Origin of the sequence: Micromonospora sp. NBC_01412 (assembly GCF_045040215.1) — a bacterium.
In the GTDB taxonomy this organism is placed as follows: Bacteria; Actinomycetota; Actinomycetes; order Mycobacteriales; family Micromonosporaceae; genus Micromonospora; species Micromonospora rubida.
In genome coordinates, this window is sequence record NZ_CP109528.1 from 3118792 (window position 1) to 3141644 (window position 22853).

At 71.6% G+C, this 22853-nt stretch carries 18 protein-coding genes, 1 tRNA gene and 1 pseudogene; 13 read left to right on the forward strand and 7 right to left on the reverse strand.

The features are described 5' to 3' along the window. Window positions 1-33 precede the first annotated feature (33 nt). From OG617_RS14260 to OG617_RS14270, 3 genes are all read right to left on the reverse strand, one after another. Entirely contained in the window at window positions 34-855 is an 822-nt protein-coding gene (locus OG617_RS14260; protein WP_405102042.1) for a WecB/TagA/CpsF family glycosyltransferase, read from the reverse strand. After that, entirely contained in the window at window positions 837-1910 is a 1074-nt protein-coding gene (locus tag OG617_RS14265; RefSeq protein ID WP_405102044.1) for an NAD-dependent epimerase/dehydratase family protein, read from the reverse strand. Before OG617_RS14265 ends, OG617_RS14260 begins: the two co-directional genes overlap by 19 nt. A 127-nt stretch (window positions 1911-2037) precedes the next feature. Then, window positions 2038-2123: transfer RNA gene (locus tag OG617_RS14270), tRNA-Leu, on the reverse strand. Window positions 2124-2329: 206 nt separating this feature from the next. Here OG617_RS14270 and OG617_RS14275 point away from each other — a divergent pair. From OG617_RS14275 to pknB, 7 genes are all read left to right on the forward strand, one after another. Beyond that, a complete protein-coding gene (locus tag OG617_RS14275) occupies window positions 2330-3133 on the forward strand; it encodes a DUF3662 and FHA domain-containing protein (RefSeq protein WP_161688773.1) in 804 nt (267 codons plus the stop codon). Between the two features lie 6 nt (window positions 3134-3139). Beyond that, window positions 3140-3628, forward strand: coding sequence for an FHA domain-containing protein (locus OG617_RS14280; protein ID WP_161688774.1), 489 nt, complete (start codon window positions 3140-3142; stop codon window positions 3626-3628). Next, window positions 3625-5046, forward strand: coding sequence for a PP2C family protein-serine/threonine phosphatase (locus OG617_RS14285; RefSeq protein ID WP_405102047.1), 1422 nt, complete (start codon window positions 3625-3627; stop codon window positions 5044-5046). Before OG617_RS14280 ends, OG617_RS14285 begins: the two co-directional genes overlap by 4 nt. A gap of 93 nt (window positions 5047-5139) precedes the next feature. Beyond that, window positions 5140-6567, forward strand: a complete 1428-nt coding sequence (locus OG617_RS14290; RefSeq protein WP_405103700.1) for an FtsW/RodA/SpoVE family cell cycle protein — start codon at window positions 5140-5142, stop codon at window positions 6565-6567. Continuing rightward, window positions 6564-8066 (forward strand): peptidoglycan D,D-transpeptidase FtsI family protein, encoded by a 1503-nt coding sequence (locus tag OG617_RS14295; RefSeq protein ID WP_405102049.1) that lies wholly within the window; start codon window positions 6564-6566, stop codon window positions 8064-8066. The genes OG617_RS14290 and OG617_RS14295 overlap by 4 nt, the downstream gene beginning before the upstream one ends. 1 nt (window position 8067) lies before the next feature. After that, window positions 8068-9525: a protein kinase domain-containing protein gene (locus OG617_RS14300; protein ID WP_405102051.1), complete on the forward strand. Its 1458-nt coding sequence runs from the start codon at window positions 8068-8070 to the stop codon at window positions 9523-9525. Continuing rightward, the gene (gene pknB / locus OG617_RS14305; RefSeq protein ID WP_405102053.1) at window positions 9522-11330 is read left to right on the forward strand and encodes a Stk1 family PASTA domain-containing Ser/Thr kinase; all 1809 of its coding nucleotides are present in this window, start codon (window positions 9522-9524) and stop codon (window positions 11328-11330) included. Before OG617_RS14300 ends, pknB begins: the two co-directional genes overlap by 4 nt. Window positions 11331-11436: 106 nt before the next feature. Here pknB and OG617_RS14310 read toward each other — a convergent pair whose 3' ends face one another. The 4 genes from OG617_RS14310 to OG617_RS14325 are packed head-to-tail and all read right to left on the reverse strand — an operon-like array spanning window position 11437 to window position 14726. Then, window positions 11437-12087 (reverse strand): aminodeoxychorismate/anthranilate synthase component II, encoded by a 651-nt coding sequence (locus OG617_RS14310; RefSeq protein ID WP_405102055.1) that lies wholly within the window; start codon window positions 12085-12087, stop codon window positions 11437-11439. A 4-nt stretch (window positions 12088-12091) separates the two neighbouring features. Next, window positions 12092-12367 (reverse strand): hypothetical protein, encoded by a 276-nt coding sequence (locus tag OG617_RS14315; protein WP_405102057.1) that lies wholly within the window; start codon window positions 12365-12367, stop codon window positions 12092-12094. A gap of 2 nt (window positions 12368-12369) precedes the next feature. Beyond that, a complete protein-coding gene (locus OG617_RS14320) occupies window positions 12370-13923 on the reverse strand; it encodes a class E sortase (protein ID WP_405102059.1) in 1554 nt (517 codons plus the stop codon). Further along, the gene (locus OG617_RS14325; protein ID WP_405102061.1) at window positions 13920-14726 is read right to left on the reverse strand and encodes a DUF881 domain-containing protein; all 807 of its coding nucleotides are present in this window, start codon (window positions 14724-14726) and stop codon (window positions 13920-13922) included. The genes OG617_RS14320 and OG617_RS14325 overlap by 4 nt, the downstream gene beginning before the upstream one ends. A gap of 230 nt (window positions 14727-14956) precedes the next feature. On the opposite strand from OG617_RS14325, the gene OG617_RS14330 reads away from it, so the two are divergent. The 6 genes and pseudogenes from OG617_RS14330 to OG617_RS14355 all read left to right on the forward strand — a co-directional run. Beyond that, window positions 14957-15220: a cell division protein CrgA gene (locus OG617_RS14330; RefSeq protein ID WP_396676600.1), complete on the forward strand. Its 264-nt coding sequence runs from the start codon at window positions 14957-14959 to the stop codon at window positions 15218-15220. Between the two features lie 308 nt (window positions 15221-15528). Next, window positions 15529-17724, forward strand: a complete 2196-nt coding sequence (locus OG617_RS14335) for a (Fe-S)-binding protein (protein ID WP_405102063.1) — start codon at window positions 15529-15531, stop codon at window positions 17722-17724. Between the two features lie 123 nt (window positions 17725-17847). Continuing rightward, window positions 17848-19158 carry a hemolysin family protein gene (locus tag OG617_RS14340; RefSeq protein WP_405103702.1) on the forward strand — a complete coding sequence of 437 codons (1311 nt, stop codon included), beginning with the start codon at window positions 17848-17850 and terminating at the stop codon, window positions 19156-19158. Next, window positions 19151-20152, forward strand: a complete 1002-nt coding sequence (locus OG617_RS14345) for a hemolysin family protein (RefSeq protein ID WP_405102065.1) — start codon at window positions 19151-19153, stop codon at window positions 20150-20152. The genes OG617_RS14340 and OG617_RS14345 overlap by 8 nt, the downstream gene beginning before the upstream one ends. A gap of 177 nt (window positions 20153-20329) precedes the next feature. Next, window positions 20330-21349, forward strand: a complete 1020-nt coding sequence (locus tag OG617_RS14350) for an NlpC/P60 family protein (protein WP_405102067.1) — start codon at window positions 20330-20332, stop codon at window positions 21347-21349. 367 nt (window positions 21350-21716) lie between these two features. Beyond that, a pseudogene (locus OG617_RS14355) lies at window positions 21717-22457 on the forward strand (IS30 family transposase); the annotation flags it as partial. Between the last annotated feature and the right edge of the window lie 396 nt (window positions 22458-22853).

The window sequence follows — 22853 nt, forward strand, 5'->3', positions numbered from 1 at the left end:
CCACCACTAGGGGCGGGGACCGGAAGAGGCCGGTCAGACCGCGAAGGTGGCGGGGCGCTCGTTGGCCGGGGCGGGCGGCTTGGCCTTCCACAGGCCGGTCTTCTGCGCCGCCAGCCGGCCCAGGTAGGCCGGGTTGAGGATGACGTACCGGCGCCAGAGCCGCTTCGGCTCCAGGCCGAGCCGCCAGAACCACTCCAGGCCGGCCCGCTGCATCCACGGCGGCGGCTTGCGGAGCAGGCCCGCGTGGTAGTCGAAGGCCGCCCCGACCGCCATCAGCGGCATGTCGAGCAGGGGCCGCATGGCGTACGCCCAGATCTCCTGGCGGGGGCAGCCCAGCCCGACCAGGACGAGCCGGGCACCGCTGGCTTTGATCCGGTCGGCGATCTCGACGTCCTCGCCCGGCTGCACGGCCCGGAACTTCGACGGCTCCACCCCGGCGATCTTCAGGGCCGGGAACATCCGCTCCAGCTCCGGGATCAGCCGGCCCAGGGTGTCCTCCGTCGAGCCGTAGAGGTAGACCGGCAGGCCCTCCTCGGCGAAGCGGCGCAGCACGTGCAGGGTCAGCAGCGGGCCGTAGACCCGGTCGGCCAGGCCGGCGTGGTGCAGCAGGTTCAGCGCCCAGCGCACCGGCTGCCCGTCCGGGGTGACCACGTCGAACGAGTTGAGCCGGGCGTTGTGCGCCGGGTCGAGCACGCCGGTCATCACGCCGTGCACGGCGAGCGCGGTCAGCGCCAGCGGCCGGCGCTCGCGCGCCGCGGCCACCACCCGCTCGGTCGCGGTGGCGTAGTCGGTGGCGTCGACCAGGACGCCGAGGACGTTGCGCTTGCTGCCGACCGTCATGCGCCCGGAACCCATTTGTCCACGTTGGCCTCGTGGATCTCCCGCATGATCATCGGGACGTCGTAGACCTGCTTCCAGCCCGGGTAGTCGGCCTGGAACGCCTCGTTGGAGCCGATCCACCACTTGTGGTCGCCGACCCGGTTCGCCTCGACGTACTCGGTGACCATCTCCTGGCCGGTGATCTCCTCGGCCAGGGCGAACGCCTCCCGGTTGGAGGTGTTGGAGTGCCGCCCGCCGCCGAGGTTGTAGACGGCAGCCGAGCGCGGGTTGCGGAAGAACGCCTCGAATGCCGACACCACGTCTGAGCTGTGGATCGCGTCCCGGACCTGCTTGCCCTGGTAACCGAAGATCTTGTACGTCCGGCGTTCCATGTTGGCCCGCATCACGTACCCGAGGAAGCCGTGCAGCTCGGTCGCGGAGTGCGCCGGGCCGGTCAGCGTGCCGCCCCGGAAGCAGGCGGTCCGCATGTCGAAGTAGCGGCCGTACTCCTGCACCATCACGTCGGCGGCGACCTTGGACGCGCCGAAGACCGAGTGCAGGCAGGCGTCGATCGACATGTCCTCGCGGATGCCCTGCTCGTACGGGTGCCCCGGCTCGATCTCCCACCGGGTCTCCAACTCGGCCAGGGGGAGGCTGTTGGGGCGGTCGCCGTACACCTTGTTGGTGGAGCAGTGGATCACCGGCGCCTCGATGCAGTGCTCGCGGACGTTCTGCAGCACGTTGAGGGTGCCGCCGGCGTTGACGTCGAAGTCGGTGAACGGGTCCCGGACCGCCCAGTCGTGCGACGGCTGCGCGGCGGTGTGGATCACCACGGCGATGTCGCGGCCGTACCGGGCAAAGAGCGTCGCCAGCGAGTCGCGGTCCCGGATGTCGATGCTGTGGTGGGAGTACGCCCCGCCCAGCTCCTCGGTCAGCCGCCGGACGTTCCATGCGGTCGACGCCTCGGCGCCGAAGAACTCCTGCCGCATGTCGTTGTCGATGCCGACGACGTCGAGACCGAGGCCGGCGAAGTGCCGGACCGCCTCGGAACCGATCAGGCCGCCCGACCCGGTCACCAACGCGACACTCACACGCCACTCCTGGTCCATAGGAGGCAGGGAAACGATCGGAGCATAGCGTGACGTCCGGCACCGGCCGGACGCGACGCAGCCCCCCGGAATGACTCAAGGGCCCCGCATCGCTGCGAAGCCCTCGATCTGGTGGGGAAGGGGGGAGTTGAACCCCCACGTCCTTTCGGACACACGGACCTGAACCGTGCGCGTCTGCCATTCCGCCACTTCCCCGTGGCTGACCGGTAATACTGTAGCCCGCCCCGGTTTCGCTGTCGCCAGCGGCCCGACACATCCTACGGTCTTTCCGACCCTGGCCACGACCGGTTACCGTTCGTGGCGGACGAAACTGTAGCACGAGGGCACCGGCCCGTCCGAGCGGGCCGGCAGCGGGCGGCCGAGCGGCGTGTGAGCTGCATGCGCGCCGGCCGGATACCATCATGTCCTCGGGACCCGAGGAGGAGCCGGTGAGCGTGCTGCAACGCTTTGAGAAGCGTTTGGAAGGCCTGGTCGAGGGAGCCTTCGCCAAGGTCTTCAAAGGGGTGGTCCACCCTGTGGAGATCCTCAACGCCATGCAGCGGGAGGCCGAGGCGCACAAGGCGATCCTGGCCGGTGGGCGAACGCTGGTGCCCAACCGCTACGTGATCGATCTCTCGCCCTACGACCACAGCCGTCTGGCGCCGTACGCCGCCGCGCTGGCCCAGGAGCTGGCCCAGTCGCAGGCGGAGTTCATCGGCGAGCAGGCCTGGACGGTCTACGGCGACGTGATCGTCGAGATCGAGCGCGGCGAGGGCCTCGACACCGGGATGTTCCGGGTCACCGCCGAGGTCTACACCGGCGGCGACGTCGCCCCGGTCTCCGCGCCCGGCTACGACCAGGGCGGCTACGACCAGGGCCCGCCCGCGTACCCGGCGTACGACCAGGGCGGCGGCTACGGCCCGCCGCCCGGGCACGGCGGCGGGCGCAACGTCCGGCTGGTCTCCGGCGACGGCCGCACCTACCCGCTCCAGATGGGCTCGACGGTGATCGGCCGCGGCGACCAGGCCAACCTGCGCCTGCCGGACGTCGGCATCTCCCGGCGACACGCCCGGCTGGACTTCGACGGTGGCCAGGTCGTGCTGACCGACCTCGGGTCGACCAACGGCACCATGGTCAACGGCCAGCGGGTCTCCGCCGTCGCCCTCAACCCGGGCGACATGATCCAGCTCGGCACCACCACCCTGACCTTCCGCGTGGACGGCTGATCCGCCTTGCCGGAACTCGTCATCACCGTCGCCCGGTTCGGGTTCCTCATCCTGTTGTGGATCTTCGTGTTCACGGTGGTCGGCGTCATCCGCCGGGACCTGTTCGCGGGTGCCCGCTCGGGTCGCCTGGTGGCTGCGCCACGGGCCGTGGGGGCCTCGACCGGGCAGCCGCTGGCCAAGCCGGCGAAGGTGAAACGGGGCAGGGCCGCACACCAGATGGTGGTGACCGCCGGCCAGCTCGCCGGCACCCGGATCACCCTGGGCGAATCGCAGATCACCATCGGTCGGGCCGAGGATTCGACCCTCGTCATCACCGACGACTACGCCTCCGCGCGACACGCCCGACTCGTGCCGCGTGACGGGCAATGGTTCGTCGAGGACCTCGGATCGACTAACGGCACCTACCTGGATCGCGCTAAGGTCACCGGACCAACCCCCGTCCCCCTCGGCGTGCCGATCCGTATCGGCCGCACCTCTCTCGAATTACGGCCATGACTCTGACCCTGCGCTATGCGGCCCACAGCGACCGCGGTCTGATCCGAGACGGTAATCAGGACTCCGTCTACGCCGGACCGCGGCTTCTCGCCGTCGCCGACGGCATGGGCGGCATGGCCGCCGGTGACGTCGCCAGCAACATCGTCATCGGTGCCATGGAGCCGCTTGACCAGGACGTCCCCGGTGACGCCCTGGTCGACGCGTTGCGCTCGGCCGTGGGCACCGCCAACCAGCAGCTCCGCGACACAGTGGACGCCAACCCGCAGCTGGAGGGGATGGGGACCACGCTGACCGCGACCCTGTTCTCCGGCACCAAGCTGGGCATGGTCCACATCGGTGACTCGCGGGCCTATCTCCTGCGCAACGGTGAGTTCGCGCAGATCACCAAGGACGACACGTACGTCCAGATGCTCGTCGACGAGGGCCGGATCAGCGCCGAGGAGGCGAGCAGTCACCCCCAGCGTTCGCTGCTCACCCGGGCGCTCGACGGCCGCGACATCGACCCGGAGTACAGCGTCCGGCAGGTGCTGCCCGGCGACCGCTACCTGATCTGCAGCGACGGCCTCTCCGGCGTCGTCAGCGCGGAGACGATCGGCGACTCCCTGCGCGAGTACACCGACCCGCAGCAGTGCGTCGAACGGCTGGTGCAGCTCGCGCTGCGCGGCGGCGGCCCGGACAACATCACGGTGATCATCGCCGACGCCACCGCCCAGGACATCGTCGAGGCGAGCCCGATCGTCGGTGGCGCCGCCGCCCGCGACCGGGGCATGGCCACCTCCGCCGACGTCTCCACGCCCGCCGCGCGGGCCTCGGCGCTGTCCGCGCCCCGGCCGCCCGCCCCCGAGGAGCCGGCCGAGGAGGACGACGACCGCCCGAAGCGGCGCCCGCTGCGGACCACCGCGATGCTCGTCGGCCTCGTGGTCATCCTCGGCGGCGTGCTCTTCGCCAGTTGGAGCTACACCCAGCGGCAGTACTACGTCGGCGCCACCGAGCAGGGCCAGGTGGCCGTGTTCCGGGGCGTTCAGGGGCAGGTCGCCGGCCTGGACCTCTCGGCCGTGCACTCCACCAGCCCCGCCCGGCTGGACGACCTCACCCTGGCGGCGCAGGAGCAGGTCAAGCAGGGCATCCCGGCCAAGAACGAGCCGGACGCCGAACGCCGGCTGGCCGAGTTGACCAGCGACGACCCGGCCAACCCGAACCTCAAGCCGATCTGCCCGGCCAACCCGACGGCGACGCCGGATCCGGCCAACTCGGCTTCGGCGACCCCCACCCCTGCGGTCACCCCCAAGGCGAGCCGTACTGCGGTCGCCAGCGGCGAACCCGCCGCCACCCTGACGTCCTCGCCCACCACCACACCCGACACGCTGCCCTCCGACACGGCCACGGCGGACCCCGCCGGCTGCCGGTCACCCGAGTGAGCGTCGGCTGAGAAAGTCCGAGGACCATCCGTGACCGCAGCGGCCGTACCGGCAGCCTCGCCCGCCACGACGGGCGAGCAGTCCGGCGTACGCATGGCCAGGTCGCGGCGCAACGCCGAACTGTCCCTGCTGCTGCTGGCCCTGGTGATCGTGGCCGCGTACGGCGCGACGGTGGAGGCGACCGTGCTCGACACGGTCACCCCGGACTTCTGGGTCCCGACCGCCGTGCTGGCGGCCGTCTTCCTCGCCCTGCACGTGGTCATCCGGTTCCTCGCGCCGTTCGCGGACCCGGCCCTGTTGCCGGCGGTGGCCCTGCTCAACGGGATCGGGGTGGGCTTCCTGCGCCGGCTCGACCTGGCGAGGGCCACCCCCGGGGAGCGGGAGTCGCTGGCGATCTTCGCCGGTAACGGCGGCCGGCAGTTCGCCTGGACGCTCGCCTCGGTGTTCCTCGCCGCCGTCCTGCTCGCGTTGATGCGTGACCACCGGTCGGTCTCGCGGTACGCGTACACCCTGGGTCTCGCCGGCATCGTGCTGGTGATGATCCCGGCGGTGCTGCCGGCGAAGTACTCCGAGATCTACGGCGCGAAGCTGTGGATCCGCATCGGCGGCTTCAGCATCCAGCCCGGCGAGTTCGCCAAGCTGGCCCTGCTCGTCTTCTTCGCCTACTACCTGGTGCGCAAGCGCGAGGTGCTGTCGCTGGCCAGTCACCGGGTGCTCGGCATCGACTTCCCGCGCGGGCGGGACCTCGGCCCGGTGCTCGCGGTGTGGGTGCTGAGCGTGCTGGTGCTCGTCTTCGAGAAGGACCTGGGCACCTCGCTGCTCTACTTCGGCATGTTCGTGGTGACCCTCTACATCGCCACCGAACGGGTGAGCTGGCTGCTCATCGGCCTGATCCTGTTCTTCGGCGGGGCCTATCTGGCGTACGTGCTGGGTGGCGTGATCGGCGGGCCGTTCGCGAACTTCCACCTGCGCGCCGAGATCTGGCTGGACCCGTTCGCCGACCCGTACGAGGACGGCTACCAACTGGTGCAGGGCCTGCTGGCGCTCGGCAGCGGCGGCCTGTTCGGCGCCGGGCCGGGCGGCGGGCAGCCGCTGGAGATCCCCGAGGTGCAGAACGACTTCATCTTCGCCGGCATCGGCGAGGAGATCGGCCTGTTCGGGCTCTCCGCGCTGCTGGTGGTCTACCTGCTGATCGTGGAGCGGGGGCTGCGGGCCGCGCTGGCGGTGCGGGACTCGTTCGGCAAGCTGCTCGCCGGTGGCCTGGCCTTCACCCTCGGACTCCAGGTGTTCGTGATCGTGGGCGGGATCAGCAAGCTGATCCCGCTGACGGGTCAGACCACCCCGTTCCTTTCCGCCGGTGGCTCGTCGCTGATGGCGAACTGGCTGCTCATCGCGGTGCTGCTGCGGGTCTCCGACGGCGCGCGCCGTCCGCTGGCCGGGGCCGGCGGCTCCGCGGCCCGACCCGGGGGCGGCCCGCCCGAGCAACTGCACGGTGCCCCCACGGAGGTGATCCGGCCGTGAACGCACCCCTGCGCCGCGTTGGCGTCGTCGCGATGGTCCTGTTCGGTCTGCTCTTCGCGAACCTGAACTGGATCCAGGCCTACAAGGCGGACGAATACCGCAACAGCGACTACAACGGCCGGGTCCAGGTGGCCGAGTACGAGCGCAAGCGCGGCAACATCGAGGCCGGCGGCACCGCCCTGGCCACCAGCAAGGAGACCGGCGGCAAGCTGCGGTTCCTGCGGACCTACCCCGGCGGGGAGAAGTACGCGCACGTCCTCGGCTACAAGCCAGTCAACCTCGGCGACACCGGCATCGAGCGGGTGGAGAACGACTTCCTCGCCGGCACCAGCGACGCGCTGATCGTCAACCGGATCGGGGACATGTTCACCGGCGACGAGACCGGCGGCGGCAACGTCCTGCTCACCCTCTCCAAGCGGGCCCAGGACGCGGCGTACACCGGGCTGGCCGACAACAAGGTCGGGGCGAAGAAGGGCGCGGCGATCGCGTTCGACCCGCGTACCGGTGCGGTGCAGGCGCTGGTCTCCATGCCCAGCTTCAACCCGAACCCGCTGGTCAGCCACGACAGCAACGAGGCGACGGCGGCGTACAACAAGCTGGACAACGCTCCGGACGGCCCGCTGAAGAACCGGGCGCTGTCGGAGGTGCTGCCCCCGGGGTCCACCTTCAAGATCGTGGTGGCCGCCGCCGCCCTGGAGAACGGCGTCGGCAAGAACACCGAGATCCCGGCCGGCTCCAGCTGGACCCCGCCGACCTCGGGCACCCCGATCCGTAACGCCGCGCCGTCGATCTGCCCCGAGGACCAGGTCACCCTCCTCGACGCGGTCACCGAGTCCTGCAACACCGGCTTCGCCCAGCTCGGCGTCAAGCTCGGGGCCGACAAGGTGAAGGAGAAGGCCCGCCAGTTCGGCTTCGAGGAGGACCTCACTGTCGGCCAGCTCGGCGAGGGCGGGCTGCCGACGGCGGCCAGCCGCACCGGAACGATGGAGGCCCCCGACGGCGCCACCGACCCGGCCGCCCTGGCGCAGTCCTCGATCGGCCAGCGCGACGTCAAGATGACCCCGCTCCAGGGGGCGCTGATCGCCGGGACGGTGGCCAACGGCGGCAGCCAGATGCGGCCGTACCTGGTCCGGCAGTTGCTCGCGCCGGACCGCACCACCAGCTACTACACCGCGAAGCCGCGGGAGCTGCGCCAGCCGGTCAGCGGCCCCGTCGCGTCGGACCTGCGCGACATGATGGTCAGCGTGGTGGAGAACGGCAGCGGCCGCAACGCGAAGATCGACGGTTACACGGTCGGCGGCAAGACGGGCACCGCCCAGTCCGGCCCGCAGACTCCCGACCACGGCTGGTTCATCGGCTTCGCGTTCGACAAGAACGGCAACCCGGTCTCCGCGGTCTGCGTGATGCTGGAGGAGGCGGGTGCTGGCGGCAGCGGCGAGGCGGCCCGGATCGCCGGCAAGATCATGCAGGCGGCGATCGCCGACCCCGGGGGCCGCTGACATGCTCAGCCCCGGCGTCCAGCTCGGCAACCGCTACCGCCTCGACGAGCGGATCGCCAGCGGCGGCATGGGCGACGTGTGGCGCGGCACCGACCAGGTGCTGGGCCGGACGGTCGCGGTGAAGAGCCTGCTCCCGGCGTTGCTGGACGAGCCGGGCTTCGCCGAGCGGTTCCGCGGCGAGGCCCGCACCATGGCCACCATCAACCACCCCGGCGTGGTCGACGTCTACGACTTCGGCAGCGACCAGGAGATCGCCTTCCTGGTGATGGAGTACGTCGAGGGCGACGCACTCTCCTCCACGCTCGGCCGGGTCGGCCGACTCACCCCGGCCCGCACCATGGCACTGCTCGCCCAGGCCGCCGACGCGCTGCACGCGGCGCACTGCAAGGGCATCGTGCACCGCGATGTGAAGCCGGGAAATCTGCTCGTCCGGCCGAACGGGACGCTGGTGCTGACCGACTTCGGCATCGCCCGCTCCGAGTTGGTCGGCCAGCTCACCGCAGCCGGCTCGGTGCTCGGCACCGCCTCGTACATCTCCCCCGAGCAGGCCACCGGCGCGGTCGCCACGCCCGCCTCCGACGTTTATGCCCTCGGAGTGGTCGCGTACCAGTGCCTCGCCGGACGGCGGCCGTTCGAGGGGGACAATCCGCTTGAAATCGCGATGAGGCACGTCCGGGACGCACCCCGGCCGCTGCCCGGCGACATCCCGCCGCCGGTGCGGGCGATCGTCGAACGGGCGATGGCCAAGGATCCGACCGCCCGCTGGCCCAGCGCCGCCGCCCTGGCCGGGGTGGCCCGGCAGGCGAAGCTCGCGCTCGGCCAGCAGTCCCGCACCGCCGGGCACCTCGGCCAGATCTCCGCCGCGCCGGCATCCCCGGCGGCCCCGCAGGCCCGCGCCCAGGTGCCGCCCGCCACGCGCCAGCCGCCCCGCCCGCCCGCGGTGGCACAGCGGCCGGTCCCGACGTCCGCGCCGCCGCAGCCCCGGCCGCCGGTCGCCGCACCCCGGCCGCCGGTCGTCCACCAGCCGCGCCCGCCGGTCACCCACCAGCAGGCGCAGCCACCGGCGGCCGTCTCCCGCCCGCCGGTCGCCGCCCCGCCGGCCTACCCGCGCGGCGCCGCGACCGTGCCACCGGCCCCGGTCCGGCAGGCCGGCCCGATCGGGTACGCACGGCAGCTCGGCCCACCGCCGGCCCCTCCGCAACGGTCCAGTTCAGGGGTGGTCCTGCTGGTCATCGCGCTGGCCGTAGTGGTCCTGCTCTGCTCCGGCGTGATTTCCTACAACTGGCGGAAGAATTCGGCGGCCGGTGATCCCGGCGTCCTCGGCATCCGGGCCGTGACCTCCGGTGCGTCGGTGGCCGGCGAGGGCGACGAATCCTTCCGGACGCCGTACCGTCGGGTGGAACGGCTCCTGCCGGGTGGCGACGAGACGACGACGAGCGAAGGACGACAGACGCGATGACAGCGCAGGCCCGCCTGCTCGGTGGCAGGTACCAGGTCGGCGAGCTGCTCGGCTATGGCGGCATGGCCGAGGTGCACCGCGGCCGTGACCTCCGGCTCGGTCGGGACGTCGCGATCAAGATGCTCCGGGCCGACCTGGCCCGGGACGACACGTTCCAGATGCGGTTCCGTCGGGAGGCGCAGAACGCCGCCTCGCTCAACCACCCGGCGATCGTCGCCGTGTACGACACCGGCGAGGAGACCGGGCCGACCGGCGAGACACTGCCGTTCATCGTGATGGAGTTCGTCAACGGGCGGACCCTCAAGGAGCTCCTGGGTATCGAGGGGCGCCTCCAGCCGCGCCGGGCGCTGGAGATCTGCGCCGACATGTGCGCCGCGCTGGAGTTCAGCCACCGGCACGGCATCATCCACCGGGACATCAAGCCCGGCAACGTGATGCTCACCCAGACCGGCCAGGTCAAGGTGATGGACTTCGGCATCGCCCGGGCCCTGGCCTCCGGTGTCACCACGATGACCCAGACCAGTGCGGTCATCGGCACGGCGCAGTATCTCTCCCCCGAGCAGGCGCGCGGCGAGGCCGTCGACGCCAGATCCGACGTGTACGCGGGCGGCTGCGTGCTCTTCGAGCTGGTCTGCGGCCACCCGCCGTTCGTCGGGGACAGCCCGGTCAGCGTGGCGTACCAGCACGTCCGGGAGGCCCCGCCGACCCCCAGCGACATCAACCCGGACGTCACCCCCGCGATCGACGCGATCGTGCTGAAGGCGCTGTCGAAGAACCCGCTCAACCGGTACCAGAGCGCCGGCGAGATGCGGGCCGACCTGCTCCGGGCGGCGGCCGGCCGGCCGGTGCTGGCCACCCCCGTGATGCAGGAGGCCGAGACCGCTCCGATGGCGGCCGCCGGGTCGGGTTACCCGACGCAGGTCGTCGGCGGCGCGGCCACCCGGCAGCAGCCGCCGGCCCGGGTCGGCGACCCCCGGCAGCGCAAGGCCTCCTCCTGGGTGATCGCCACCTTCGCCGCGCTCGGCGTGCTCGCCGTGATCGCCCTGGTCGCCGGCATCCTGCTGAACCAGGGCGGCTCCGAGAAGGTCGGTGTCCCAGACGTGGCGGGTCAGACCAGCGCCGCCGCAGTGGCCGCGATCGAGGGAGCCGGCCTGGTCCCCACCGTCGGCGACCAGGTCTTCGACAGCACCTGCAAGAAGGGCACGGTCGTCAACCAGGAGCCGCCGGCGAGCACCAAGCTGGAGAAGGGCGAGGGGGTCACCATCCAGCTCTGCGGAGGCAAGCCGGAGGTGGCGATCCCGCCCGCCCTCGTCGGCTCCCCGTTCAAGAACGTGGAGCAGCAGCTCAAGGGGCTGAACCTAAGGGTGACCAAGAAGGAGGTCGACAACGCCGCCCCCAAGGGGAACGTCACGGCGGTCGACCCGCCCTCCGGCACCAAGGTCGCCGAGGAGACCGAGGTGACGGTGACGGTCTCCAAGGGCAACATCCGTGAGGTGCCGAACGTCGTCGGCTCTTCGGCGGAGGACGCGAAGCGGGAGTTGGAGCGGGCAGGCTACCGGGTGAAGATCGTCGACGGCGACGAGGTGCCGGCTGACCAGGCCGGCAAGGTTTCCGGCCAGAGCCCGCGGGGTGGCACGAATCTGGAGCAGGGTGAGCGGGTGACCATCGAGGTCGACGTGCCCGAGCCCAGCCCGGAGCCCACCGATCCGACCGGGACGCCCACCAACAGTCCGACCCCGCCGCCGGGCGGCGGCGGCGGCGGACAGCCGTTCCCGACCCCGCCGGTCCGCCTCCCCGAGCAGTGACCTCCGAGCCCGGCCCCTCCAGAGGGGCCGGGCTCGTCGTTTCCGGCTTCGGGGCGGCGCGAACGCGACGGTCGACCTTCGGGGCGGCGCGAACGACCGGTCGACGTCAGGCGGCGGTGAAGGCGGAGCGGCGGCGGGCGTCGACCTCGGCGGCCAGCTCCGGCGCCCGCTCCAGCGCCTCGGGGTGGCCGCACGTCGCCAGCCAGTTGGCCAGCATCAGGTGGCCCCCCTCGGTGAGCACCGACTCCGGGTGGAACTGGACACCCTCGATCGGCAGCGTCCGGTGCCGCATCGCCATCACCACCCCGGATCCCGTCCAGCCGGTGACCTCGAGCTCGTCGGGCAGCGTCTCGGGCAGCACGGTGAGCGAGTGGTACCGGGTGGCGGTGAACGGGTCCGGCAGCCCGGCCAGTACCCCCACCGAGTGGTGTCGCACCTCGGACGTCTTGCCGTGCAGCAGCTCGGGGGCGCGGGCCACGGTCGCCCCGAACGCCTCGCCGATCGCCTGGTGACCCAGGCAGACGCCGAAGATCGGCAGCTCGCCCGCGTACCGGCGGATGACGTCGAGGCAGATGCCGGCCCGGTCCGGGCTGCCCGGCCCCGGGGAGAGCAGGACGCCGGCCGCGCCGACCCGGCCCACCTCCTCGACGTCGATCTCGTCGTTGCGCCGCACGTCGCAGTCGACGCCGAGTTGGCCGAGGTACTGCACGAGGTTGAAGACGAACGAGTCGTAGTTGTCGATCACCAGGACGCGCATCGACTCACCTGTTCGGGGTGGGGGGCGGGGTGTTGTTCTGGTCAGTGTTGTACGGCAGGTCGTGCTCGTCGCCGGCCGGGGCGCTCCCGTCCACGCCCGGGTCGCCGCCCGGCACGCCGGAGTCCTGCGTGACCTGCACGTCGTCGAAGGGGAGCAGCGGCTCCGCCCACGGGAAGACCACGTACCAGAGCAGGGCGACCGTCGCGGTGGCGAGCAGCAGCGAACCGGCCAGCTTGCCGGGCAGCCCCAGCGGCAGTTTGCGCCAGATCCAGCCGTACATCGTCAGCCCTCCAGCTCCGCCGGCCGGCCCGCCGACTTTGCCTCGGTGCGGTCCAGCTCGGCGTGGATGATCAGGCGCTGGTAGTTGTCGAACTTCGGGTTGCAGGTGGTGAGGCTGAGCAGCTTCTTCGTCGGCCTCGCGTCCGGTTCCATCGGCACCGGAGCGACGACCTCGACCTGGTTCGGCTTGACGATCCGGGTCTTGTAGACCTTGTAGACGTACCAGTCGGTCTTGCCCTCGACCACGATGGCGTCGCCGCTGTCCAGCTCGTCCAGCCGCCAGAACGTGGCTCGGTTGCGGTGCCCGGCGACCGCGAAGTTGCCCACCTCGCCCGGCATGGCGCTGTCCGGGTAGTGGCCGGGGGCGTACCGGATGTCCTCCTGGGTGACGCCCTCGACCACCACCCAGTTCTTGTCCAGCTTCGGGATGTAGAGCCCGGCGAGGGGCTTGCCGTGCACCGGCGGCTTCGGCTTCGCGGTGGCGGTGGCGGTGGGGGCCACGGTCGGGTCGCCGGTCGCGCCCCAGGCCTGGGCGAGCTGGCGGTCGAGGTCGTTCTGGTGGGCGTCGACGATGGCCGACTTGCCCCACACCTCGTACCCGGCGAAGAGGAGCACCACCAGGCCGAAGGTGATCAGCACCTCGCCGGTGACCCGCACCCCGGTGCGCAGCCGGGTCCAGACGGACGGCCGGGTCAGCTCGGAGTAGACGCTCTTGTAGCCCTCGCCGGTCTGCTCGGCCCGGAGCTGGACCACCCGCTCGCCACGGCGCGGCCGGGGCGGCTCGGCCGGCTCGGCGTCGGCACCGCCCGGGTCGTGGCCATCCGCCGTGCGGGGCACGGCACCCATCAGCGCGGTCGAGTCCAGGGCCGGGCCGGTGGCCGGTGGCCGGCCGGGCGGCACCGTCGGGAGGAAGGCGGTGGGGGCCTCTGCGGCGGACGCCGGTCGGCTCGTGGGCCCGAACTCGGGACGATCCCCGGCGGGCCGCCCGTACGACTCCGGCGCGGCCTGGTCGGCGGGCCGCCCGTACGACTCCGGCGTGGCCTGGTCGGGCCGCCCGTACGGCGGGAGGCCCGGGCCGTCGGCGGCCCGGGGGTCGGGTCCGCGCCCGGACGCGTGATACGGGTCGGGCTGTCGCCCCGGACCGGCGGTGGGACGGGCGTGCGGGTCCCGGGTCGGCCCGGGGAACGGGCCAGCGCCGGGGGTCGGCCTGGGGACCGGCGTGTCTGCGGGCGGCCGGGTGGGACCGGGCCGCTGGGGCGCACCCGTCGGGGGCCTGCCCCTGAACTCGGGGGCGCGGGCCGGGGGACGGTTCGTGGCGGGGCCGGGCCAGGCGGGCGGCGTGTCCGCCGGTTTCGGCCGGGTGCCGGGCGCCGTTGGATCGCCGCCCCGGGGGGCCGTCGAGCGGGGCGGCAGCACCGGGTCGGGCCAGGCGCCGGCCTGGCCGGGTCGCTCCGACGGGCTCGGGCCGGGCCGGTCGACCGGGGGAAGGAAGTCGGTCGCTTCCTCGTCCCGGCCGGGGTGCCGGCCGTCCCAGCGGTCGTCGGGCGTCCGGCTCACCGGGGCACCTTGGCCGCGCGCAGGGCTGTCGAGTCCTCGAAGGCCGGCACGGTGACCGTCGAGACCGTCTCCCGGTACCCGAGGTGGAAGTCGTTGACCACGCCCTTGAACACCCGGACTCCCTCGGATGCGGCGAGGGCCTGCTGGAGGGCAGCGGGATCGCCGATTGCCACGATCTTGAACGGTGGGGAGTACACCCGGCCGTGCAGCAGCAGGGTGTTACCCACGCAGCGTACCGCGCTGGTGGCGAGCACGCGGACGTTCATGATTGACATGGCCTCCGCGCCGCCGGCCCACAACGCGTTCACCACGGCCTGGACGTCCTGCTGGTGGACGACCAGGTCGTCGTTGCTGGCGCCCTCGGGCAGCCCCTGCTCCGGGCGTCGCGGCGCGTCGTCCAGCTCCACGACGACGCCGGTCCCGCTCAGCGCGGTGAACCCGGCGGCCTGGCGGCTGGCGGCGGCGCGGTCCCGCTGATCCCTGATCGGGCCGTCGGAGTCGGCGAGGGCGGCGGTCTCGTCCTCGACCTCGCCGCGTAGCCGGGCGGCCCGCAGCTCGCTCGTCGCGACCTGTTCCCGGCGGTCCTCGATGAGCTGTGTGAGCTGGGGGCGGCGGTCCTCGCGCAGGGCGGTGCCCCCGGCGGTCGTCGCGGTGGTGGTGAAGAGCAGCCCGGCCGCGGCGGCGATCAGCGGCACCCCGATCGACCAGCCCGGTCGGCGCTGGCGTGGGCGTCGGGGCAGGAGGGCGATGACCGCCCGCCGGAGGACCTTCCGCCAGGAGGCGGCGCCGGATGTGTACTCCACCGACCGTTCCTTCCGCGTCGTCTGGTGTCAGCCCGCCACGACGCGGACCGGTGTGGGCACCCGAACAGTCCCGCCCTTTTCGGTCACTCGGCGCATCGGCCTGACCCCATTCATGGCCTGGACGGGCCTTCGGGACTACGCTAGCTGTCGAAACATTATTGGCCATGGACCGTCGCCCCCGTGCCCGGTTGTCAGGCCGGACGAGGTCGTCACCCCCTCTGGAGAGCGTCGTGCCCAAGTCTCAGGTCCGCAAGAAGAAGGTGTACACCCCGCCGACGGACGTGCGTCCGACGGCGACGGCGGCGACGCGCAAGCCTAGCCCGGTCTGGCTGCCGATCACGGCGGTTGCGCTGATCGTCGCCGGCATCGGCTGGCTGGTGATCTACTACCTCTCCGAGCAGGCGTACCCGGTCCTGTCGTGGGGTTACTGGAACCTCGCGGTGGGCTTCGGCGCGATGGTCGGATCCCTGGTGCTGCTCTCCCGCTGGCGCTGACCCGGCCGGGCAGTCGGCCCGGCGCGTCATCCCCGGCGGTGGACACGATCCACGTCACCCCGCGAGCCCCTGCCCGGCGCTTCGGCGCCGGGCACCCTATGGTGTCCGCAGGGCGGCGTGGCCCCGGGCTGCGAGATGACTCACGTTACTGCTGGGTAACCTTGCGCGTAGGCTGCACTGCATGACTGAGTGAGCGAGGTCATCGACCGGTCCGGTCGATGTGCGCGGGCGGCGGAACGCCGGTCACGCACCAGACCCGACCCTGTCGCCGAGCCGCTCGACAGGCAGCAGACCGGGAGGCCAACTCGATGGGCAGCGTCCAGATCGTCACCACGATCCTCGCGGCCGCCATCACCGCCGTGGCGGTGTGGCTCGCGGTGCGTGCCGTCATGAAGATGGTGGCAGTGATCCGGTTGGGTCAGCCCGATCCGGAGCGGTTCACCGACAGGGCCACCCGCACGAAGACGATGCTGGCGGAGACCGTCGGCCACACGCGGATGCTCCGGTGGAGCGTGGTGGGCGCCGCGCACTGGTTCGTGATGGTCGGCTTCATCGTGCTGTCGCTGCTGGTGCTGGAGGCGTACTTCGAGGTCGTCTCCCCGACCGGTGGCCTGCCGCTGATCGGTGGCCTGGCGGTCTACGGCCTGGTCACCGAGCTGATCGCGGTGCTCGGCGTGGTCGGCATCCTGGTGCTGATCGCGATCCGGGTCCTGAACCGGCCGACCCGGCCGGGCGGGCGGTCCCGGTTCACCGGCTCGACCATGTGGCAGGGCTACTTCGTCGAGGCCGTGGTCCTCGCGGTGCTGATCATGGGCTTCGTCATCCGGGGCTTCAAGGTCGCCACCGACCACTTCGAGTACCCGGTCTGGGCCGCCCCGGTCAGCCACGCCGTCGGCTCGCTGCTGCCCGACTGGGAGGCCGGCGTCAGCATCGCCGCCGTCATCAAGATCGCCATCTCGATGACCTGGCTGATCGTCATCGCGCTCAACGTGACCATGGGCGTCGCCTGGCACCGCTTCCTGGCGTTCTTCAACATCTTCTTCAAGCGCAACCCGGGCGAGGCCGGCTCCGGGCTCGGCGCGCTGCGGCCGATGATGAGCAAGGGCAAGCCGCTCGACTTCGAGGAGGCCGACCCCGAGTCCGACCAGTTCGGCGTCGCCCAGGTCGAGCAGTTCACCTGGAAGGGCCTGCTCGACTTCAGCACCTGCACCGAGTGCGGCCGGTGCCAGTCGCAGTGCCCGGCCTGGAACACCGGCAAGCCGCTGTCGCCGAAGCTGCTGGTGCTGAGCCTGCGCGACCACGCGTACGCCAAGGCGCCGTACCTGCTGGCCGGCGGCGGCAAGGACCTGACCGGCGAGGAGAAGGCCACCGCCGCGCAGCTCGCCCACATGGACGTGCTGGCGCTCGCCGAGGCGGAGAAGCCGCTGATCGGCGGGGCCGAGGACGGCGGCGTCATCGACCCGGACGTGCTCTGGTCCTGCACCACCTGCGGGGCGTGCGTCGAGCAGTGCCCGGTCGACATCGAGCACATCGACCACATCGTCGACATGCGCCGTTACCAGGTGCTGATCGAGTCGAGCTTCCCGTCGGAGGCCGGCGTGATGCTGCGCAACCTGGAGAACAAGGGCAACCCGTGGGGCGCGCCGCAGAACACCCGGGAGGACTGGACCAAGAGCCTCGGCTTCGAGGTGCCCCGGGTCGGCGAGGTCGAGGACTTCGAGTACCTCTTCTGGGTCGGCTGCGCGGGCGCGTTCGAGGACCGGGCCAAGAAGACCACCCGGGCGGTCGCCACGCTGCTCAACGAGGCCGGCGTCAGCTTCGCCATCCTCGGCGAGGGCGAGACCTGCACCGGCGACCCGGCCCGCCGGATCGGCAACGAGTTCGTCTTCCAGATGCTCGCCCAGCAGAACGTGGAGACCTTGAACGAGGCCTTCGAGGGCCGGGAGAAGAACAAGCGCAAGATCGTCGCTACCTGCCCGCACTGCTTCAACACCCTGGGCAACGAGTACGGGCAGCTCGGCGGTGAGTTCGAGGTGGTGCACCACACCCAGCTCCTGGCCCACCTGGTCAGCACCGGCAAGCTCACCCCGGTCCAGCCCGTCGACGGCGGCGTCACCTACCACGACCCCTGCTACCTGGGCCGGCACAACCGGGTCTTCGCCCCGCCGCGCGAGGTTCTCGACAGCTCCATCGCCGGCGAGGTCACCGAGATGCCGCGCAACAGCGAGCGCTCCTTCTGCTGCGGCGCCGGAGGGGCCCGGATGTGGATGGAAGAGAAGATCGGCAAGCGGATCAACGTGGACCGGGTCGAGGAGGCCATGGCCACCGGGGCGAAGACCATCGCGGTCGGCTGCCCGTTCTGCTCGACGATGCTGAACGACGGCGTGAACGGTAAGGGCGCCGGCGAGCAGGTCGAGGTCATCGACGTCGCCAGCGTGCTGCTCCGCTCGATCAAGCCGGCGGACGCCGCCGGCGCGAAGGAGACCGCGACGGCCGGTAGCTGACGGCGGAGCCCCGGGCGGCGACGGGCCGGCGGCCACTGCGCGTGGTCGTGTGCGATGCGGCCGGTCGTGGAACAATCGCGCCGAGGTGAACCGATCATCGACAGTCCTCTCGTTACCACGGTGTTGCCCCTGGTCGGCTTCGTGCTGCTGACGGCGGGCAACGCATTCTTCGTGGCGGCCGAATTCGCCCTGGTCACCGTGGACCGGCCGGAGCTCGATCGGCGGGCCGCGGCCGGGGACAGCGGGGCGGCCACCGTCCGTTACGCGCTGCACGAACTCTCCTTCCAGCTCTCCGGGGCACAGCTCGGCATCACCATCACCGCCCTGCTCACCGGGTACCTGGCCGAGCCGGCGCTGGCCCGCCTGTTCACCCCGCTGCTGCACCCGTTGGGGGCGGCCGCCGACCGGTTCACCCCGTTCCTCGCCCTCGGCCTCGCGACCCTGCTCTCCATGCTCTTCGGCGAGCTGGTGCCGAAGAACCTGGCGCTGGCCCGGCCGATGCCCACCGCGCTGGCCACGGCCCCGGGGATGCGCGGCTTCTCCCGGACGTTCGGGTGGCTGATCAGAGGGCTGAACAATTCGGCGAACACGCTGGTGCGACGCCTCGGGGTGGAGCCGCAGGAGGAGCTGGCCAGCGCCCGATCCCCGGAGGAACTGGGCCTGCTCGCGGTGATCTCGGCCCAGGCCGGCGCGCTCCCCCCGGACACCGCGATGCTGCTGCGGCGCACCATCCGCTTCGGCGACAAGCGGGCCGCCGAGGCGATGACCCCCCGGGTGGACGTGATCGCGCTGCGCGCCACGGCCAGCGTGGCCGAGCTGCTCACCCTCGCCCAGCAGACCGGCCGGACCCGGTTCCCGGTCTTCGAGGAGACCCTCGACCTGGTCACCGGCGTCGCGGCGGTGCCGGATGCGCTGGGTGTCCCGCTCGCCCGCCGGGCCAGCACCAGCGTCGCCTCGGTGGCCCGGGAGCCGGTGTACGTGCCGGAGAGCCTCGACCTCGACGGCGTCCTCGCGGCGCTCAAGGCGGCCGGCTCGGACCTGGCGATCGTGGTCGACGAGTACGGCGGCACCGACGGCGTGGTGACCATGGAGGACCTGGTGGAGGAGCTGGTCGGGGAGATCGCCGACGAGTTCGACCCGGCCGCGGTCGACGACGGCGGGCCGGTCGAGCTGACCGTGCCGGGCGGCGAGCGGACCGCCCTGGTCGACGGGGTGCTGCGCGAGGACGAGCTGGCCGAGCAGACCGGCTTCCGGCTGCCCGAGGGCCCGTACGAGACCCTCGCCGGCTTCCTGATGGCCCGGCTCGGGCACATCCCGGTGGCCGGGGAGACGGTCGAGGAGAGCGGGTACGAGTTCACCGTGGTCGAGGTGGAGCGGCACCGCATCGAGCAGGTGCGGGTGGTCCGCCCGGAGGAGCCCGGCGACGATGCTTGAACTGTCGGTGACCGTGCTGCTGCTGCTCGGCAATGCCTTCTTCGTCGGCAGCGAGTTCGCGCTCATCGCGTCCCGGCGGACCGTGATCGAGCCGCTCGCGGCGACGTCGAAGCGGGCCCGATGGGCGCTGTCGGCGATGAACCAGATCCCGCTGATGATCGCCGGGGCGCAGCTCGGCATCACGGTCTGCTCGCTGGGTCTCGGCGCGATCGCCGAACCGGCGCTGGCGCATCTGCTGGAGACGCCGTTCCACGCGCTGGGGCTGCCGGCCGGGGCGGTGCACCCGGTGGCCTTCCTGATCGCCCTCGGCGTGGTGGTCTTCCTGCACACCGTCGTCGGCGAGATGGTGCCGAAGAACATCACCCTCGCCGGGCCGGAGCCGGCGGCGCTCTGGCTGGGGCCGGCGATGCTCGCGTTCTGCACGGCGACCAAGCCGCTGCTGCTGGCCATGAAGTGGGCGGCGCGGCAGGTGCTGGGGCTGTGGCGGGTCGAGGCGACGGACTCGGTCAAGACGGTCTTCACCGCCGAGGAGCTGGCCGGGCTGGTGGCCCAGGCCCGCACGGAGGGGCTGCTCGACGCGGAGGAGCACGCCCGGATCACCGGCGCGCTCGCCCTGCACACCCGTACCGCGGCGGACGCCCTGCAACCCTGGTCGACGGTGACCACGGTGGCCGAGGACGTCTCGCCGGCCTCCCTGGAGGTGCTGGCCACCCGCACGGGCCGGTCCCGGTTCCCCGTGGTGCAGCGGTCCACCCGCAAGGTGCTCGGCTTCGTGCACGTCAAGGACGTCCTCGGGTACGCCGGGGCGGACCGCCGCGCGCCGGTGCCCGACGGGGTGTACCACCCGCTGGCCGTGGTCCCGCCGGACCGTACGCTGGCCGACCTGCTGCTGTCGATGCGCCGCGAGCGGCGGCACATGGTCCTGGTGAGCGACGGCCGCCTGCCGCTGGGCGTCGTGACCCTCGACGACGTGTTGACGGCCATCGTCGGCTGAGCCGCACCCGTCGGCCCACACCCGTTGTGTGTGAACGGTTGTCGGTGCGTGATGGTGGGCCGACCCACCTTGATTACCCGAGCCGGCCTCGCCTAATGTGGGGCGCTGACCGCTGTGGGTCGTCTGCCTCGATCTTCCCTCTCGCGAGGCGCCCGGCGGTCGGTTGCGAAGGAGTCGGTGCCGGTGGCATCCATGCCCCCTCATCGCCATGTCCCGGGCTGGTCACCGGCTCGTCCGGGTGGCGCTCGCCGGTTTGGGCGCCGCCTGCTCACCCTGGTCGCGGCGGTCGTCGTGGGCGCGGGAGCGCTGACCGCGCCCGCGTACGCCGAGCCCTCGGTCGACGAGATCGAGGCGCAGATCGACAAGAAGTGGGAGCAGCTCGAACCCACCATCGAGCAGTACAACAAGGTGCGCGCCCAGCTCAAGGTGAACAAGCAGAAGTCGGCGGAGCTGGAGAAGAAGATCGAGCCGCTCGCGCTCGAGACCGAGCTGGCGATGAACCGGGTCGGTGACCTCGCCGCCCGCTACTACATCTCCGGCCCGTCGCAGGACCTCGGCGCACTGTTGGTCAGCACCAAGCCGGGGACGCTCGCCGAGCAGCTCACCATGCTGGACCGGCTGGCCTCGGAGGAGCGCCGTCAGTTGGAGGGCGTGCTCGCCGTCCGGGCCAAGTACGACGGACAGAAGCTGAAGCTGGACACGCTGATCGTCGGCCAGGAGAAGCAGACCAAGGAACTGGCGGCCAAGAAGACGCAGATCAACACCGAGATCAAGCAGCTGCAGTCGTCGATGCCGAAGACCGTGGTGCCCGCCGGCGGCGGCTGCCCGACGATCCAGGGCGTGGTCAGCTCGGCCGCCCGGACCGCGATCAGGACCGCCTGCGCCCAGGTCGGCGACCCGTACGTCTGGGGGGCCACCGGCCCGAACTCGTTCGACTGCTCCGGCCTGACCCAGTACGCGTACAAGGCGGCCGGGATCTCGTTGACCCACTTCACGGGCGCGCAGTGGAACGAGGGCCGGGCCATCCCGCGCTCGGAGGCCCGCCCCGGTGATCTGGTGTTCTTCTTCAGCGACCTGCACCATGTCGGCCTCTACCTCGGCAACGACAAGATGGTGCACGCGCCCCGGGCCGGCAAGCCGGTCAACGTGAGCAGCATCAACACCATGCCGGTCGCCGGCTTCCGCCGACCCGGCTGACGCCGCACGTGGCCCCGGTGCGGGCCGCGCGCAGCAGGCGTCCCGGGGCGGCCCCCGCGAAGGCCATCCGGACCCGGTGCCACGCGAGGCCCCTCACCTGAGACCGTCCACGACGAAGGCCCCCGGTCACCTTGGGATCTAGCGGTCCTCGCAACACCCAGACCTTCTGGGAGTTGCGAGGACCGTGTCCGTTTCTGCTGAGTTCGAGGCAAGGTTCTTCGAGATCTTCGATCGCGTTGGCAGCGTGGCCGTTGCTGCGCGGGAAGCCGGAGTCAACCGGAACACCGCGTACGGGTGGGTTCGTCGAGCAGGGCGTCGCTCGACGCCTACCTCGCGGCGTCATCCCCGTCGGGATGAGTACGAGCGCCTGCGTGAGCAGGGGGTTGCCCGGCGCCGTGCCGCGCAGCTGGTCGGGGTCAACGAGCGCACCGCCAAGGACTGGGACTGGGGAGTACGCAAGACACGCAGCTCTCGGACGTACCGGGATGGGCGCCGGGTGGACTACAACAGCGGGGTGGTCACTCAGGTGCTGCCGTCGCTGACGGCACTGGACAAGGAGCTGCACTCACGGTTCCTGACCGTGGCAGAGCGCGAGACGATCGCGGACATGCGCCGCGTCGGGCAGTCGCTCAACGCGATCGGGCGAGCGCTCGGGCGATCTGCCTCGACGATCAAGCGCGAGATCGACAACCACGCCGGCGCCGACGGGGTCTACCGCGCCTATGCCGCGCACCGAGCCTGGGCCGCGTCCCGGCCCCGGCCTAAGGACCGCAAGCTTCTGCAGGACGGTCCGCTGCGCGACTTCGTGGTCGACGGGCTACGCGAACGCTGGTCACCGCAGCAGATCTGCAACGCTCTGCTCAGGCAGTACCCCGAGGACCAGGAGATGCGGGTGAGCGCGGAGACGATCTACCAGGCGTTGTACGTCCAGGCCCGTGGCGCGCTCAAGCGCGAGGTCGCCGCGGCGCTGCGCACCGGCCGCACCCGACGCAAGCCACATCGTCGCCCCGACCAGCGCACCCCGCGGTTCGTCGACGGCATGGTCATGATCAGCGAGCGCCCGGCCGAGGCCGAGGACCGCGCCGTGCCCGGCCACTGGGAAGGCGACCGTGCGACACGAAGTCGCACGAGTTTGAGTGGATTTGCCGCTTGGAGGTTCGTCTATTACTGATGGCAAGTCCCGGTCCTGTGTCCGTTGGCTCGTCCCCTCTCCTGACATGCGTTGCTGGTAACGGCGGGGTGTGAAGCTCAGGAGTCAAGCCCAAGGGTTTCCGTTCCGTCCGGGAGCTACAGGCTAAGGGGAAGACCGGACGGGTGAATGCAAATGAACCCTCGATGATGTCTCGTGATCCCAAGCCCTGTCGACGGAATGCGGTAATGGGGTACAGGGCTGGCCGTTGAGAAGCGGCAGGCGCTGGCTGGTAGAGGTCACTCCAGCCAGAAGGACACCGCCGCCTCGGGATAAAGAGGGCACCCACCCCGGTCGTGTCTCACTCGTGCGGAA